15 protein-coding genes are annotated in these 16,610 nt (G+C 60.8%); 9 read left to right on the top strand and 6 right to left on the bottom strand.

Annotation, left to right across the window (positions count from 1 at the left end; translation table 11 throughout):
- Positions 1–61: 61 nt before the first annotated feature.
- Positions 62–1,396, bottom strand: a complete 1,335-nt coding sequence (locus tag AC1RQ5_RS00735) for an MFS transporter (protein WP_398484411.1) — start codon at positions 1,394–1,396, stop codon at positions 62–64.
- A gap of 169 nt (positions 1,397–1,565) precedes the next feature.
- On the opposite strand from AC1RQ5_RS00735, the gene cyoA reads away from it, so the two are divergent.
- From cyoA to AC1RQ5_RS00700, 7 genes are all read left to right on the top strand, one after another.
- A complete protein-coding gene (gene cyoA, locus AC1RQ5_RS00730) occupies positions 1,566–2,738 on the top strand; it encodes a ubiquinol oxidase subunit II (RefSeq protein WP_493196707.1) in 1,173 nt (390 codons plus the stop codon).
- Positions 2,739–2,753: 15 nt separating this feature from the next.
- Positions 2,754–4,781 carry a cytochrome o ubiquinol oxidase subunit I gene (cyoB, locus tag AC1RQ5_RS00725; RefSeq protein ID WP_493196706.1) on the top strand — a complete coding sequence of 676 codons (2,028 nt, stop codon included), beginning with the start codon at positions 2,754–2,756 and terminating at the stop codon, positions 4,779–4,781.
- Positions 4,778–5,407: a cytochrome o ubiquinol oxidase subunit III gene (cyoC, locus tag AC1RQ5_RS00720; RefSeq protein WP_493196705.1), complete on the top strand. Its 630-nt coding sequence runs from the start codon at positions 4,778–4,780 to the stop codon at positions 5,405–5,407. Before cyoB ends, cyoC begins: the two co-directional genes overlap by 4 nt.
- Positions 5,404–5,799 carry a cytochrome o ubiquinol oxidase subunit IV gene (gene cyoD / locus AC1RQ5_RS00715; protein WP_398476344.1) on the top strand — a complete coding sequence of 132 codons (396 nt, stop codon included), beginning with the start codon at positions 5,404–5,406 and terminating at the stop codon, positions 5,797–5,799. Before cyoC ends, cyoD begins: the two co-directional genes overlap by 4 nt.
- Positions 5,799–6,551, top strand: a complete 753-nt coding sequence (locus AC1RQ5_RS00710; protein ID WP_493196704.1) for an SURF1 family protein — start codon at positions 5,799–5,801, stop codon at positions 6,549–6,551. The genes cyoD and AC1RQ5_RS00710 overlap by 1 nt, the downstream gene beginning before the upstream one ends.
- Positions 6,552–6,620: 69 nt before the next feature.
- Positions 6,621–7,985, top strand: a complete 1,365-nt coding sequence (locus tag AC1RQ5_RS00705) for an ATP-binding protein (RefSeq protein ID WP_493196703.1) — start codon at positions 6,621–6,623, stop codon at positions 7,983–7,985.
- Complete coding sequence (locus tag AC1RQ5_RS00700) at positions 7,975–8,508, top strand: response regulator transcription factor (protein ID WP_493196702.1); 534 nt, start codon at positions 7,975–7,977, stop codon at positions 8,506–8,508. The genes AC1RQ5_RS00705 and AC1RQ5_RS00700 overlap by 11 nt, the downstream gene beginning before the upstream one ends.
- 21 nt (positions 8,509–8,529) lie before the next feature.
- Here AC1RQ5_RS00700 and AC1RQ5_RS00695 read toward each other — a convergent pair whose 3' ends face one another.
- The 4 genes from AC1RQ5_RS00695 to AC1RQ5_RS00680 are packed head-to-tail and all read right to left on the bottom strand — an operon-like array spanning position 8,530 to position 12,662.
- A complete protein-coding gene (locus AC1RQ5_RS00695) occupies positions 8,530–9,969 on the bottom strand; it encodes an amidohydrolase family protein (protein ID WP_493196701.1) in 1,440 nt (479 codons plus the stop codon).
- An 8-nt stretch (positions 9,970–9,977) separates the two neighbouring features.
- Positions 9,978–11,003, bottom strand: a complete 1,026-nt coding sequence (locus tag AC1RQ5_RS00690) for an ABC transporter substrate-binding protein (RefSeq protein ID WP_398476333.1) — start codon at positions 11,001–11,003, stop codon at positions 9,978–9,980.
- Positions 11,004–11,027: 24 nt separating this feature from the next.
- The gene (locus AC1RQ5_RS00685; RefSeq protein WP_398476331.1) at positions 11,028–11,801 is read right to left on the bottom strand and encodes an ABC transporter permease; all 774 of its coding nucleotides are present in this window, start codon (positions 11,799–11,801) and stop codon (positions 11,028–11,030) included.
- Positions 11,802–12,662 (bottom strand): ABC transporter ATP-binding protein, encoded by an 861-nt coding sequence (locus AC1RQ5_RS00680; RefSeq protein WP_493196700.1) that lies wholly within the window; start codon positions 12,660–12,662, stop codon positions 11,802–11,804.
- 200 nt (positions 12,663–12,862) lie between these two features.
- Between AC1RQ5_RS00680 and AC1RQ5_RS00675 the strand changes: the two genes are divergently transcribed.
- A complete protein-coding gene (locus AC1RQ5_RS00675; protein WP_493196699.1) occupies positions 12,863–13,528 on the top strand; it encodes a GntR family transcriptional regulator in 666 nt (221 codons plus the stop codon).
- A gap of 8 nt (positions 13,529–13,536) precedes the next feature.
- On the opposite strand, the gene AC1RQ5_RS00670 is transcribed toward AC1RQ5_RS00675, so the two are convergent.
- Positions 13,537–14,928, bottom strand: a complete 1,392-nt coding sequence (locus AC1RQ5_RS00670; protein ID WP_493196698.1) for an aminotransferase-like domain-containing protein — start codon at positions 14,926–14,928, stop codon at positions 13,537–13,539.
- Between the two features lie 274 nt (positions 14,929–15,202).
- Between AC1RQ5_RS00670 and AC1RQ5_RS00665 the strand changes: the two genes are divergently transcribed.
- Positions 15,203–16,513: a hydroxymethylglutaryl-CoA reductase, degradative gene (locus AC1RQ5_RS00665; protein ID WP_493196697.1), complete on the top strand. Its 1,311-nt coding sequence runs from the start codon at positions 15,203–15,205 to the stop codon at positions 16,511–16,513.
- Positions 16,514–16,610 lie beyond the last annotated feature (97 nt).

Genomic DNA, 16,610 nt, shown 5'->3' with positions numbered 1-16,610 from the left:
TCAAACGAAAACGGGCCCGGCTGTTAGCCGGGCCCGTTTCATTTTATCTTACGTATAAAGCTTACGGCTGAACCGCTTCAGCGTCGCGGCTGGCGAACTGGCGGTTGATCGAGATCGCCAGCAGCGTGCAGACCGCGCCTGAGAGCAGATAGATGCCCGACGATGGCAGGCCGAAATGGCTCGACATCACGAGTGCGACCAGCGGCGCGAAGCCGGCGCCGAACAACCAGGCAAGGTCGGTGGTGAGCGCCGAAGCGGTGTAGCGATAACGCTTGCGGAAGCTTGAGGCGACCGAACCCGAAGACTGGCCGAGCGACAGACCGAGCAGGATAAAGCCGAGGATCATGAAGGCCAGTTCGCCAACGAGACCGCCGTCGAGCATCTGCGGGGCGAAGCCGGAGAACACCGCGATCGCAATCGCCGAGCCGGCGAGCAGCGTGCGGCGGCCGACTTTGTCAGCGATGTAGCCCGAGAACAGCATCGCAATGATGCCGACCACGGCGCCGATGCATTCGATCACGAGGAAGCGACCGGGCGTTTCACGGGTGAACAGGAACACCCAGGACAGCGGAAACACCGTGACCATGTGAAAAAGCGCGAACGAAGCGAGCGGGGCGAAAGCGCCGACCACGATGGTGCGGCCCTGCTGCGCCAGGGTTTCCGGCACCGACGACGGCTCGAGCTCGCGGCTTTCGAACAGTTCGGTGTAACCAGGCGTCACAACCATGCGGAGACGGGCGAACAGCGCGACGACGTTGATGGCGAAAGCAACGAAGAACGGATAGCGCCAGCCCCAGTCGAGGAAGTCTTCAGCCGACAATGTATCGACAAAGAAAGCGAACAGCGCGGAGGCGACGATCAGGCCGATCGGCGCGCCAAGCTGCGGGATCATGGCGTACCAGCCCTTGCGGCCTTCCGGCGCGTTCAGCGCGAGAAGTGACGCAAGGCCGTCCCAGGTACCGCCCCAGGACAAGCCCTGACCGATGCGTGCGGCGGCGAGCAGCCAGGCCGACGCGATACCGATTGTCTCGTAGCCGGGCAGGAAGGCGATGGCGACGGTGGAGACGCCAAGCAGGAACAGCGCGATGGTCATCTTCGCGCCCTTGCCCTGGCGGCGATCGATCTCGGTGAAGATGATGGTACCGATCGGGCGGGCGATGAAAGCCAGCGCGAAGATGGCGAAGGAATAGAGTGTGCCGGTGAGCGGATCGTGGTTCGGAAACACCAGTTTCGGGAACACCAGCACCGAGGCGATCGCATAAACGAAGAAGTCGAAGAATTCCGACGTGCGCCCGATGATCACGCCGATAGCGATCTCACCCGGATTCACCTGACCATGGCTGTCCGCGTGCAGGCGACGGGCATCCTCTTCCATCGTCGATTGCGCTTGCGCCATATCTTCAATCCATTTGTATCGTAGGTTGCATATACTGAATTCGGCGCAAGAATGCATGCCGGCTAGTTGACGATTTGTCGTGAAGCGCAGTTCCGAACCATTGGACAAATTGTCCAATGTTGCCCTGCAGCAAATGCGCCTAACCGTGCGCGCAAACGGACATTATCGAATGGGTAAGACCTTGAGCCGCCTGAGAATCCTCCTTTTGCTGCCGCTGGTTGCCCTGCTTGGCGGCTGCAATTTCGTCGTGATGAATCCTGCGGGTGACATCGCAGTGCAGCAGCGCGATCTCGTGGTCGTGTCCGTCGTTCTGATGCTGCTCATCATTATCCCGGTGATGTTCCTGATCGTCTTCTTCTCCTGGAAGTACCGTCAGGCGAATACCGAAGCGAAGTATGAGCCGGATTGGGATCACTCCACCCATCTCGAGCTCGTTATCTGGGCGATCCCGCTGCTGATCATCATCTGCCTCGGCGCGATCACCTGGAGCAGCACCCATCTGCTCGACCCCTATCGCCGCCTTGACCGCATCGGGCCGGGCAATGCCGCGACTCTGAATGAGCCATTGCTGGTCGAGGTCGTCGCGCTCGATTGGAAGTGGCTCTTTATCTATCCGGAATATGGCGTGGCTGCGGTGAATGAGCTCGCCGCTCCGGTGGATCGCCAGATCCGCTTCAAGATCACGGCCACCTCGGTGATGAATTCGTTCTACATCCCCGCGCTGGCCGGCCAGATCTATGCGATGCCGGGCATGGAGACAAAGTTGCACGCCGTCATCAACAAGGCAGGCAAATATGAAGGCTTCTCGGCGAATTATTCGGGCGCCGGCTTCTCCAACATGCGCTTCGCCTTCCACGGCGTCGATCAGGCAGGCTTCGATGCCTGGATCGCCAAGGCCAAGGGCAGCCAGGACAAGCTGAGCCGCGACGCTTATCTTGAGCTCGAAAAGCCGAGCGAGAAGGTGCCGGTGAAGCTCTACAACAGCGTCGATACCGATCTGTACAAGCTGATCCTCAATCAGTGTGCCCAGCCCGGCAAGATGTGCATGAGCGAGATGATGGCAATCGACTCGAAGGGGGGCATGGGTCTCGCCAGCGCCCGCAATATCCTGCCGCTCAAGTACAATGTCTCGCAGCTCGACGGCTCGGCCGCGGTCAAAAATTACGTTGCCAGTGTTTGCACCGTCGCCGACGCGATCCGCGAAGCTGCCGATCGCACCTTCACCCCAAGCGACTCGACACCAATGAGCGGTGCCGGCCTGCCGCGTCGTCGCAATGCGACTGAGCCCTTCCAATTCACGCCTGCGCCGTCGCCCGCTGAGCGACGCGCGTCCAACACCTGATCCGGATCAATTCTCATGTCTGCTGCAACCGGAATTGCTGAAAACACCGGGCTGGCGAAGTTGATCTTCGGTCGCCTCACCTTTGAATCGCTGCCGCTGCACGAGCCGATCGTCGTTGCCACCTTCTGCGCCGTTGCGCTCGGTGGCATCGCGCTCGTGGCCGGCCTGACCTATTTCCGCGTCTGGGGCTATCTCTGGAAGGAATGGTTCACCAGCGTCGATCACAAGAAGATCGGCATCATGTATATGATCCTCGGTCTCGTGATGTTCTTGCGCGGCTTCGCGGACGCCGTGATGATGCGTCTGCAGCAGGCGCTCGCCTTCAACGGCTCCGAAGGCTACCTGAACGCGCATCACTATGATCAGGTCTTCACCGCCCATGGCGTGATCATGATCTTCTTCGTCGCGATGCCCTTCGTCACCGGCTTGATGAACTACATCGTGCCGCTGCAAATCGGCGCCCGCGACGTCTCGTTCCCGTTCCTGAACAACTTCTCGTTCTGGATGACCACCGGTGGCGCGATCCTCGTCATGATCTCGCTGTTCGTCGGCGAATTCGCCAAGACCGGCTGGCTGGCCTATCCGCCGCTGTCGAATATCGGCTACAGCCCGGATGTCGGCGTCGACTATTACATATGGGCGCTGCAGGTCGCCGGTGTCGGTACGACATTATCCGGCATCAACCTGATCGCGACCATCGTGAAGATGCGCTGCCCCGGCATGACCATGATGAAGATGCCGGTCTTCACCTGGACCTCGCTCTGCACCAACGTCCTGATCGTCGCGTCCTTCCCGGTTCTGACCGCGTGTCTGGCTTTGTTGTCGCTCGACCGTTACGTCGGCACCAACTTCTTCACGAACGATCTCGGTGGCAACCCGATGATGTACGTGAACCTGATCTGGATCTGGGGCCACCCGGAAGTCTACATCCTGATCCTGCCGATCTTCGGCGTGTTCTCGGAAGTGACCTCCACCTTCTCGGGCAAGAAGCTGTTCGGCTACACCTCGATGGTTTACGCCACGGTCTGCATCACGATCCTGTCCTATCTGGTGTGGCTGCATCACTTCTTCACCATGGGGTCGGGCGCGAGCGTGAACTCGTTCTTCGGCATTACGACCATGATCATCTCGATCCCGACGGGCGCGAAGATCTTCAACTGGCTGTTCACGATGTATCGCGGCCGCATCCGGTTCGATCTGCCGATGATGTGGACCGTGGCCTTCATGCTGACCTTCGTCATCGGCGGCATGACCGGCGTCATGCTGGCGATTCCGCCGGCCGACTTCGTGCTGCACAACTCGCTGTTCCTGATCGCCCACTTCCACAACGTCATCATCGGCGGCGTGGTCTTTGGCGTCTTCGCGGCGATCAACTTCTGGTTCCCGAAGGCGTTCGGCTTCAAGCTCGATGAGTTCTGGGGCAAGGTGTCGTTCTGGTTCTGGGTCGTCGGCTTTTGGGTCGCCTTCACGCCGCTCTATGTGCTCGGCTTTATGGGCGTCACCCGTCGCATGCGCGTGTTCGACGATCCGTCGCTGCAGATCTGGTTCATCATCGCCGGCATCGGTGCTGCGATGATCGCGGCCGGCATCGGCGCCCTGCTTGTTCAGATCGCCGTCAGCATCTGGAAGCGCAAGGAACTCGCCGACACCACCGGCGATCCGTGGAACGGTCGCACCCTGGAGTGGGCGACCTCGTCGCCGCCGCCGGACTACAACTTCGCCTTCACCCCGGTCGTGCATGACAATGACGCCTGGTACGACATGAAGAGCCGCGGTTATGCGCGTCCGCTGCAGGGCTTCAAGCCGATCCACATGCCGAAGAACACCGGCGCTGGCATCATCCTCTCGGGCTTTGCCACTGCGCTCGGCTTCGCACTGATCTGGCACATGTGGCTGCTTGCAGCTGTATGCTTCATCGCGGTCATTGCCGGCGCCATCTACCACACGTTCAACTATAAGCGTGACTACCACATCCCTGTGGACCACGTGATCAACACGGAAGCCGAGCGTACCAAGCTCCTGGCAGCACAGGCCGCATCATGAGCGCACCGACCCAAACCATGAGCGGCGAAGCTCCGGTCTTCTACGTCGCCGACGAGCACGATCATCCGCCCGGCCAGAGCACGATGCTCGGCTTCTGGCTCTATCTGATGAGCGACTGCCTGATCTTCGCGATGCTGTTCGCGACCTTCGGCGTACTCGGCACCAGCTACGCTGCGGGACCCGGCCCGAAGGACCTGTTCGATCTCAAGCTGGTCGCGCTCAACACCGCGATGCTGCTGTTCTCGTCCATCACCTATGGCTTCGCCATGCTGGAGATGCAGAAGGGCAAGGTCGGCTCGACGCAGATGTGGCTGGCGATTACCGGCCTGTTCGGTCTCGCCTTCCTCTGCATCGAGCTCTACGAATTCCACCACATGATCCATGAAGGTGCCGGTTGGTGGCGCAGTGCCTTCCTGTCGTCCTTCTTCACGCTGGTCGGCACCCACGGCCTGCACGTCACTTTCGGCATCATCTGGCTGGTGGTTCTGATGGTGCAGGTGTCGAGGTTCGGCCTGATCGAGGCTAACCAGCGCCGCCTGATGTGCCTCAGCATGTTCTGGCACTTTCTCGACGTCGTCTGGATCGGCGTCTTCACCTTCGTCTATCTGATGGGAGTCGTGCGATGAGCGCCGACGCACACGCCAATAACGGTCACGATGATCACGCGCATGGCCACGGTCATGATGACGGTCGCGACCACGGCTCCATGAAGTCCTACATGACCGGTTTCGTTCTGTCGGTCATTCTCACCGCCATCCCGTTCTGGCTGGTGATGGGCAACGTGATCCAGAACAAGAACTGGACTGTCGCGATCATCGTTGCTTTCGCGGTCGTGCAGATTTTCGTTCACATGATCTACTTCCTCCACATGAACACCACATCGGATGGCGGCTGGACATTGATGGCGCTGATCTTCACGCTCATCGTTGTGGTCATCGCGCTCGCCGGCTCGCTTTGGGTGATGTACCACCTGAACGTCAACATGATGCCGGTTCACGACATGAGGAACATGCCCTGATGAGCGACGCTGACCGCGCCCCGCGTGGCCCGGTCACGCTCTCGGTGCTGGCGGTTCTCGCCGTCCTCGGTATTGCAGGCTTCATGGCGCTCGGCATCTGGCAGGTCGAGCGCCGCGCCTGGAAACTGGATCTGATCGCACGTGTCGATCAGCGCAGCCACGCCGCACCCGCCGCTGCACCCGGGCCCGCGGCGTGGCTGGCCATTTCTCGCAGCAATGACGAATATCGTCGCGTCACGGCCTCAGGAACATTCTTGCAGGGCAAGGATGTGCTGGTACAGGCTGTCTCCGATCTCGGTGCCGGCTTCTGGGTTCTGACCCCATTGCGTACGGATGCCGGCTTCACTGTTCTCGTCAATCGTGGTTTTGTCAGTTCCGATGAGCGCAAGGCAGGTGCGTTCACCGCATCCGCATCGCCGGTCACGGTGACCGGTCTGCTCCGTATCTCGGAGCCCAAGGGCGGCTTTTTACGCACCAATGATCCCGGTGCTGGGCGCTGGTACTCGCGGGATGTCGCCGAGATTGCAGCGAGCCAGAAGCTCGATGCTGTCGCGCCCTATTTCATCGACGCCGACAAATCCCAGGATGCGCCTGGCCAGCCCCATGGCGGCCTGACGGTGGTTGTTTTCCCGAACAATCATGCGGTCTACATGCTGACCTGGTTCGGCCTTGCACTGATGCTGGCGGTCGCCGTCGTCTATGTCGGCCGCCACGAGTGGAAGATTCGGAAAAAATCACCATCTCGCGTATGACATGATGAATGTCACCCCGGCTAGCACGGTCGGGCGTGTTGCGCGTGACGGTGCGAAATGCAGGGCTTGTTGAGCAGCACAGTTGGATCAGATGGCGCCGGCGTCGGCCCGGATGCCGTCTCGCGTACGATTGCCGCTTCATCCGTTGCGCTGCCGCTCGACGAAACGACCAATGTCAAGAACATCAACCTGCTGATCCAGCTGCGCTGGATCGCTGTGGTCGGCCAGGTGCTGACCATCGGCTTCGTGCATTTCGTGATGGGCGTTGAGCTGCCTCTGATGCCGATGATCTCGGTGCTGTGCGGCTCGATCTTCGTCAATGTCATCAGTCAGGAATGGCTGCGCAAGCAGACCGACGCGCGTGATCGGGAGTTGCTCCTGCTGTTGCTGCTCGACGTCGCGGCGCTGACGGCGCAGCTCTATCTCAGCGGCGGCGCCACAAACCCGTTCGTGTCGCTCTATCTGCTGCAGGTTACGCTTGGCGCCATGCTGCTGAATGCGCGCTATACCTGGGTGATCGTCGTAGCCGCATCGCTCTGCTTTGCGGGCTTGATTCCGTTGCACCGCCCGCTCGCGTTGCCGACCGAGATGGTGGATCACCTCTTTCAACTCCACATCATCGGAACACTGATCTGCTTCGTGCTGGATGCGGCGCTGATCGTCGTCTTCATGACGCGCATCGCCCGCAACCTGCGCGATCGTGACAACGGGCTCGCTGCGCTGCGCCAACAGGCCGCGGAGGAAGATCACATCGTGCGGATGGGTCTGCTCGCTTCCGGTGCCGCGCATGAACTCGGCACGCCGTTGGCATCGCTTTCCGTCATCCTCAGCGACTGGCGCCGCATGCCGGCGCTGGCGAGCAATTCCGAACTGATGGAAGAGATCGCCGAGATGCAGGCGGACGTCCAGCGCTGCAAGTCGATCGTCACCGGCATCCTGATGTCCGCTGGCGACATGCGTGGCGAGGCACCGGCAGTGACCTCGGTCAATGATTTCTTTGGTGAACTGGTTGATGACTGGCGTATGGCACGATCGAGCGGCACGCTCGTTTACGAGAACCGGTTTGGCGAGGACATGCCGATCGTCTCGGATACCGCGCTGAAGCAGATGATCTTTAACGTGCTCGACAATGCCAACGAGGTTTCACCGTTGTGGATCCGCGTTGCTCTTGAGCGTGAGGGGGACAGGCTGGTGCTGAAAGTCAGCGATATGGGCCCCGGTTTCGCCCAGGACATGCTGGCGAATCTCGGCAAGCCTTATAATTCCAGTAAAGGACGACCGGGGCGAGGGCTTGGCTTGTTCTTGGTGGTCAATGCCGTCCGCAAGCTTGGCGGCTCGGTGGTGGCGGACAATCGCCCCGTCGGCGGCGCGGTCGTCACATTGTCACTTCCGCTATCGGCCCTCGCCATTGGAGCGCACAGACATGTCCGATGAACGTCTCTTGATCATCGTTGAAGACGATGAAGGTTTTGCGCGCACGCTGAAGCGATCCTTCGAGCGCCGTGGCTACAATGTGCTGCATGCGGAAGGCTTTGAAACGCTGACCGACGTTCTTGGTGACAAGTTGCCGGGCTATGCAGTGGTCGATCTCAAGCTTGCCGGCGCATCCGGCCTGACCTGCGTCGAGGCGCTGCATGCGTTGAGCGAGGACATGTTGATTGTTGTCCTCACCGGCTATGCCAGCATTGCGACCGCTGTCGAAGCGGTCAAGCTCGGTGCATGCCACTATCTGGCAAAGCCGTCGAACACCGACGATATCGAGGAGGCCTTCCAGAAGGCTGCTGGTGATACCAAGGTGGCGCTCACCGAACGCCCGACATCGATCAAGACCCTGGAATGGGAGCGCATCCATCAGACCCTGGTCGAGAGTGATTTCAACATCTCCGAGACTGCGCGTCGCCTCGGTATGCACCGCCGCACGCTGGCGCGGAAGCTCGAGAAGCGGCAGGTGAATTAGGACGCTGTTCGGTCCCGGCGACTAACAACAGCCCTGATGCTTGAACCATTGCGTCAATGTGCCTTCGAGTGGCGTCCATGCCCGCTCCAGCGCTTTGAACTGCGGTACGCTTGCGCGATACAGTCCGCGGATCTCGGTCTCCATCGCATCCAGATCAACGCCGGTCAGCTTGCCGTCGCGGTAAATCGTTCGCCCGGCAACCACCACGTTGCGTACGCAACTGCTATTGCCACGCGCAAACAGCATGTCGATGGGATCGACGGGCATGATTGCGTCCCGATCGAGTTGGCCGATATCGAGCATCACGAAATCCGCAGCCTCACCGGCCGCGAGAGCCCCTGTCCCCGGAGCGCCTATGGATTTGCGGCCATTGCGGACCACAAGGGACAAGAATTCGCTGCGGCTCCACGTCCGCTCGAAACCCAGCCCTCCATGGGCCATCTGCACGAGCCGCATCTCGCGAATGGCGTCATCGTCCTCGTCCAGCGCGACGCCATCGATACCGAATGCGACCTTGCAGCCGCGGCGATGGGCATCAGCGATCGGGGGAAAGCCGGAATGCAGGTGCAGATTTGAGCTGAAATTCGTGACGATGGTCGCGCCGGATTCGGCGATCATGTCGAGTTCGTCCGGCCGTGCATGGATACAGTGCGCGACGGTGAGACGGTCTGATAGCAGGCCGATATCCTTGAGAAAGCGCACCACCCCGCCGGGAAAGGCACGGTCGGCCCATTGGCGCTGATAGATGGTTTCGAGCAGATGCATATGTACGCGCCGGCCCGTGGCGGCTGAATGGTCCGCGATGGCTTCGAGCAGCGCCGGCGAGCACCACTGAACGCCCGCCGGTCCGTATTGCACGTCGATCATCGGCCCGGCGATGGCGGCATGAATCGCATCAATGCGGTCGAGATATTCCGATGGCCTCGGGCTCGGGCGGATGAACAGGTCCTGTATCGTCTCGCGATCATCGCCCGTTAGAGCAGCCAACACATCGTCGCTGTCGCCATAGACCAAAGGATTCTGGTCGCGTACCGCCAATGCGAAAGCGAGCCGGATGCCGACATCGCGGGCGGCTTTTCCGATCGCAATCGCCTCATCGACGATGGGGAGTTTTCCGCTCGGGCGCGTGTAGTGGATCATTGCGCCACCGCAGCCAGCGCGTGCCGAGCGGGCGAGCGAGACGGCGGCGGCGAGATAGGCGTCCGGCGGTGCGCCGAACGCCGATCGTAAAATCCATGACTCCAGCGGCATACCAGACGCGCCGAAGGAGGTCATGGAAGGTCGCGCATGGTCATGGGCGTTGACCAGCGCGGGGATGATGAGGTGGTTTGTCTGCGGCGAGGTCACGGCACCGGTCGAGACCTCCGTGATCAAGCCGCCCGCATAAGCGATGCTGGCCTGAGGCACGAGGTCTCGCTCGGTGCCGGTGAAGACATGCGTCGCAGACAACACCTCGGTCATGACAGCGATTAGTTCGCGGTATAGACGAGATCGCGTTCGCCACGTGGCGGCAGGAAGTCGCGCGAGAAGATCTCCTTCGGCGTCGGTGTGCGCTTCAACTCGTAGCCTTCCACCACGATGCCGATGGCGCGAGCCATGCGGTCATCCTTGATGTCGCCGACGCCGATTTCCTTCATTTCAGGCGAGACCATCAGCTTGTCGAAGGCGAACTGCATACGACGCTTCTCGACGGGAACATCGACCAGGTTGTCGAAGGCAACCACCGACTTCATGGCCTCGTTCTGATCCTTGGCAGTCGCGATGTTCGCCTTGTTGATCGCGCGAACGAGACCGGCCACGGCTTTCGGATTCTCCTTCAGCAGTTTCTGGGAAACCATCACGCCGTTCGAATAGAGATCAAGGCCGAATTCACCGAACGAAAACCACTTGAAGTCCTTGTCCGGATCCTGGCGGTTCAGTACGAGATTGAAATAGCTGGTGATGTTGAACACGAGCGCCGCATCGATATCGCCCTTGATGAGCATCGGTTCCTGCAGGTTCGGCGCCATGTTCGACACCTTGATCTTGTCGGCGGCGAGGCCGTTCTTCTGGATGAACACCGGCAGCAGGCGCGTCGTCGGCGTGCCCTGCGCGCCACCCAGTGTGCGGCCCTCGAAATCCTTGATCGTCTTGATGCCGCTGGAGTTCTTGGTGACGATCGAGAAGGGGGGCTGGTTCCACATCATATAGACCATGACCGGCGCATCCTGCGGACGCGTCGATGAGTTCTGGATGATGGCATTGACGTCGCCGAAGCCGGCATCCCAGGCGCCGGACATGATGCGGGTCACGGTGGCGCCGGAGCCTTCGCCCTGGTCGATGACGACGTTCAAGCCCTCTTCTTTGAAATAGCCTTTGTCTTTCGCGTAGAAGAACGCGGCGTCACTGCCCTGGGTTTTCCAGCCGAGCGTGAACTTGATGGTGGTCTCCTGTGCGGAGGCGGCACCCGCGAGCAGCAGGCTCGAGAAGGCGAGGGCAGTCAATCTCTTCAACATGGCGGTCTCCTGGTTGCGTGATGATTAAGTGGCGACGAGGTCGTTCTTGCGTGTGGCCCAGCCGGTCACGCGCGCTTCGATCAGGGAGAAGATGACGTAGAGGGCGACGCCGAGAGCCGCGAGGATGAAAAGGCAGGCGAAGACGAGCGGCACATTGAAGTTCGATGAAGCGCTCATCATCACATTGCCGATGCCGCGATTGGACGCGACCGTCTCCGCCAGCACCGCGCCGACAAAGGCGTAGCTCACCGCAACTTTTAGCGATGCGAAGAAGAACGGCATCGTGCGCGGCAGGCCGACATTCCACAGAATGTCTATCTTGCTGGCGCCGAGCGCCTTGAGCACGTCCTCCAACTCCGGCTCGGTGGTGGCGAGGCCCGTGGCGATATTCACGACGATCGGGAAGAAGCAGATCGACAGCGCCGTGAGGATGGCCGGCACTGAGCCGGAGCCGAACCACAAGACGAAGATCGGCACCACGGCCACTTTCGGGATCGACGAGAAGCCGACCAGCAGCGGATAGGCCGTGTCATAGGCGACCCGTGACACCCCGATGATTGCGCCAAGCACCACGCCGAGACCGACGCCGAGCGCAAAGCCAGTCATGGTGGTGGCCAGCGTCTGTAGGATATGCGGCCACAGCACCGGAAAGCGCGCGATCAGCGTGGCGAGAACGTCAGTCGGGCGCGGGAGGATGAGATCGGACATGCCCGAGACGACGCAGAAGAGCTGCCATCCCACAAAGAAGGCGACGATCAGCCCGAACGACCAGAGCTTTTGACGAAGGCCGAGGTTCATTTATGCCTCCTGCGCAATGGGAGCATTGCTCCGGGCATTGACGATAAGGTCGCGTAGCCGCTGGTTCAGCGCGACAAAGTCCGGCTCGAAGGTCATTGGAATCGTGCGCGGGCGGGGGAAATCCACCGTGCTATCGTCGAGGATGCGGCCCGGCCGAGCGCTCATCACGCAGATGCGGCTGGCCAGGAAGCCGGCCTCACGTAGATCATGGGTGACCAGCAACACCGTGGGTTTGTGCTGCAGCCACAGACCTTGCAGAATCGACCACAGCTCTTCCTTGGTGAACTGGTCGAGGGCACCAAAGGGCTCGTCGAGCAGCAGCATGCGCGGTTCATGGATCAGCGCGCGGCAAAGATTTGCTCGCTGCAGCATGCCGCCCGAGAGTTGCCACGGATACTTCTTCGCAAAATCCTTGAGGCCGACCTGCGCCAGCAGGGCATGCGCCTTGTCGCGAAACTCGGTTTTGCGCTTCTGGCGATACTCTGAGCGGAATGGCTGCACGATTTTCAGCGGCAGCATGATGTTCTGCTCGATGGTCAGCCAAGGCAGCATGGTCGGATTCTGGAAGGCCATGCCGATCCGCAGCGCCTTGGCCGCCACCTCGCGGCCGCCGACAATGACGACGCCGGTGGTCGGGCGAATGAGATTGCTGACCAGCTTGAGAATCGTCGATTTGCCGCAGCCGGAGGGGCCGACCAAAGCGAGGAATTCGCCATCGGGAATGCTAAGATTGGTCTCGGACAACGCCGGCGTTGCGGTTGCGCCTCGCCCGAACGTCACGGATGTGCGCGACAGTTCGATGGCGGTCGGAGCGCGTGGCGTGGTCTGGGCCGAGGCCCCGGCTTCTTGCATACTGATCATGACTGGAAGTGTATGCAATTGGGGTGCCACTTGAGTCCGGCGTGAATCCTCCTCAAATTGCCGCCATCTGCCAATTAGTGCGAATTTATTGAGCAGCCCCCGCTGTAAAGTGCATGCACTTCGCGCAGGCGCTTGTATGCGCCGGGTGCTAGAGGTCTGTCAGAATGCCAGAAACGTCGAATCCCAAAGACAAAGTCGGAATGATCTGTCGCGCTCTCCGGCGTGCGATCATCGAGCAGGCGCTTGAGCCCGGCACCAAGCTGCCCGAGGATTCCCTCGGCGAGCGGTTTGGCGTCAGCCGCACCATTGCGCGCCATGCGCTTGGGCAACTGGCGTCGGAAGGCCTTGTCGAGCTGCGCCGTAACCGGATCGCTGTGGTCGTCACGCCGAGCTGGCAGGATGCGCGCGACATCTTTGACATCCGGATGGAGCTCGAGCGCCTGATCGTGCGGAAGCTCGTGGGCAAATTGAAGCCGGCCCAGATCGCGCGCCTCAAGGCACATGTGGTGGCTGAGCAGGAAGCGCATGGCGGCCCAAACGCCGTGTCGATCCGGCTTGCCACGGAATTTCACATTCTGCTGGCGTCGATGACAAACAGCCCCGTGTTGGTCCGCTATGTCAGCGAGATCGCCTATCGCTGCTGCCTGACGCTGTCGTTATTCAGTCGGCCGCATTCATCTGAATGCGGCATCAACGAGCATATCGCTATCATCGATGCGCTGCAGGGCGGCGATGTCGATCAAGCGATGGCGCTGATGCATTCGCATCTTGGCGAAGTGGCCACGCGGGCGCTGGTCGAGCCAAGCCCGGCCCGCGGGCGCGATCTCGTCGATGTGCTGGCGCCTTATGCGGAAGAAGCGCATTAAGGGGTTTGCTATCGCAGTTTACGGAGCAGGAAGTCGTAGAATTTCGGGTCTTCCGCTCGCGATACGTTGATCCGGATCGCTTTCGCCAGCGGGCTGTTCTTGTCGATGCAGAACAGGCTGCCTGGTGCGATGAAGATACTCTCCTTGGCGCCGTCGCGTGCCAGCGCCATGTCGTCGATGCCATCGGGTAACATCAGATAGAGATAGTAGCCGGTCCGTGCGTCGGCATAGAGCCGGTGACCGGCGCGCAGCAATTGCGCGCGCACCTGGCTCATCGCAGCGTCACTGCGTTGTCCCAGCCGCTTCAGATGGCGATCGTAATGACCATCCGCGAGCAGCCTGTGCAGCAATCGCTCGACATGGCCAGAGCTGTTCACCGAGGTGAGCATTTTTAATTCAGCCAGGGTCGCGATGCGATCACGGCGGGCAGCGATGAAGCCCGAGCGCAGGCTTGCCGATAGGGTTTTCGCAAACGTTCCGATCGAGATCACATTGTTGAGCTGATCGAGCGTGGCGAGGCGGCTGTTGGCGGCCGTTGGCAGATCGGAAAACGGATCGTCCTCGACAATCACGAGATTGGCGCGCATGGCCGTCTGCAGCACCGCATGCGCGACTGGGAGCGTGATCGAGCCGCCGGTCGGATTGTGGCCGAGCGACTGCGTGAAGAACAGCTTTGGTCGCTCCGATTGGATCTTTGCCGCGAGGTCATCCACATCCGGACCATCAGCCAGTCTCCGAACGCCGACAATGCGCACCTGCGCCAGGGTCAGTTTGGCGAATAGCGGATAATAGCCGGGCTCATCCACCAGCACCGTATCGCCCGGCGACAGCATCGCACGAATGATCAGGTCGAGCGCGTGATTGGCACCGAAGGTCAGAAGAAGTCCGTCTTCCTTGACCGCGAGCTGCTGCCGCTGCAGTCGCAACGCGATCTGTTGTCGAAGCGGTTGGAAGCCCAGCGCCGAGCCATAACCGTCAGCGGCCACCGGAAGGATGCGTCCGCCCCCGCTGAGATGACGCTTGATCTCGGATTGCTCGGTCCATGAAGCAGGAGGTCGTCCGTCGCCGACGCGGATCTCGAAATTCTGCGATAGCTGTGCGTTGAGCAGTGACGCGATATCGACGGCTTCGCTGACATGTTTCGGTCGGCCGCTGTCATCGCCGCGATAGATGACGACGAAACCGGAGCCAGCCTTGGCGGCGACGAGATTCCCGAGCACCAGCCGGTCATAGGCGTCGACAACGGTGTTCTTCGAGACGCGAAATCCTTCAGCGGCTTTTCGGATTGAGGGCAAGCGATGGCCTTCCGGCAAGGCGCCGGAGAGGATTTGTGCGCGCAAGCGGCTGGCGAGATTGCCGGCCAGCGTCGCGTTCTGATCGGGTGGTTTACGCGGCGTCACGGCGTCATGCTCTTGGGTACAGTGCTGGGCGGTTGATCAAAAGCGTACCCTCTACGGCACGCTTGAGCGTGACCACGCAGCCGCATGTCTCCCGAAGATCATCGATAAAATGTTGCACTGCAAAGGTCCTGTGAGAGAAATGCATTTGCTAAAATGATCATCCGGTCATGGGTACAGTACAGGACAATATTTGAAAACTGTCCCTTCCGCACGCTGCGTCCCGATGCCTAACTGCGCGCCAACAGAAGACACTTTTTGTGTGGGAGGCGCCGCAATGGCCATTACGACGTCGGGCGAACAGTCCGGAAACATCAATTCGCGTTTGGAAAACCTGCGCAACCTCTCTCCAGCTGAGCGGCTCGGCAAGGTGATCGATGCCACGTCACGTGGTGACAACGAGCGCTCGGCCTTCAGTCCAGGCACGCTGCCGATCGAGCTTGCCAATGGCATGATCGAGAACGTCATCGGCACATTCGAGCTGCCGGTCGGCATCGCCACAAATTTCACCGTCAATGGCCGCGATTATCTGATTCCGATGGCGGTCGAGGAGCCGTCAGTCGTGGCCGCGGCGTCCTATATGGCGCGCATCGTCCGCAAATGCGGTGGCTTCCAGACGTCGAGTTCTGCGCCGATCATGCGTGCGCAAGTGCAGGTGCTAGGTGTTACCGATGTTCACGGCGCGCGCGCCCGCGTATTGCGCGCCCGCGATGAGATCATTGCGGCGGCCAATGCCAAGGACAAGGTGCTGATCTCGCTCGGCGGTGGCTGCCGCGATGTCGAGGTGCATATATTCGAGACCACGCCGGTGGGACCGATGATGGCCGTGCATCTGATCGTCGACGTCCGCGATGCGATGGGGGCTAACACCGTCAACACCATGGCGGAAACCGTGGCGCCCCTGATCGAAAAGGTCACCGGCGGCACCGTGCGGCTGCGCATCCTCTCCAATTATGCCGATCTGCGGCTCGCCCGGGCCATGGTGTCGGTAACACCGGAGGCGCTGAAGACCGAGGAATATTCTGGTGAGCGCATCGCGCAGGGCATTGTCGAGGCTTGTGCTTTTGCCATCGTCGATCCCTATCGTGCTGCCACCCATAACAAGGGCATCATGAACGGTATCGATCCCATCGTGGTCGCCACCGGCAATGACTGGCGCGCTATCGAAGCCGGCGCGCATGTCTGGGCCTCCCGCTCGGGCCGCTATACGTCGCTGACCAATTGGGAGATCGACACCAAGGGCAATCTGGTCGGCACCATCGAAATGCCAATGGCGCTAGGCCTCGTCGGCGGCGCCACCAAGACCCATCCCGCTGCGCAGGCGGCATTGAAGATCCTCGGCGTCACGAGCGCGCAGGAACTGGCGGAAGTCGCCGTTGCCGTAGGTCTGGCGCAGAACATGGGGGCGCTGCGCGCGCTCGCGACCGAGGGCATCCAGAAAGGTCATATGGCACTGCACGCGCGCAACATTGCCATCGTTGCCGGCGCCAGCGGCGACGAGATCGAGAAGGTCGCTGCTGCGCTTGCGGCCAATCACGATGTTCGCGTCGATCGCGCTAAGGAAGTCCTTGAGAAGCTCCGCTCCTGAGCCCCACGCGCTGCGCGAACACGCCTGTTTTCGCGCGCGCACTTATACGACAATGACCCCTCGCCACCAAAGCTGGCGAGGGACACGAAACGGGAGG

Source organism: Tardiphaga sp. GW821-FHT12E02 (assembly GCF_058807155.1).
This window is presented reverse-complemented; position numbering and strand designations above follow the sequence as displayed.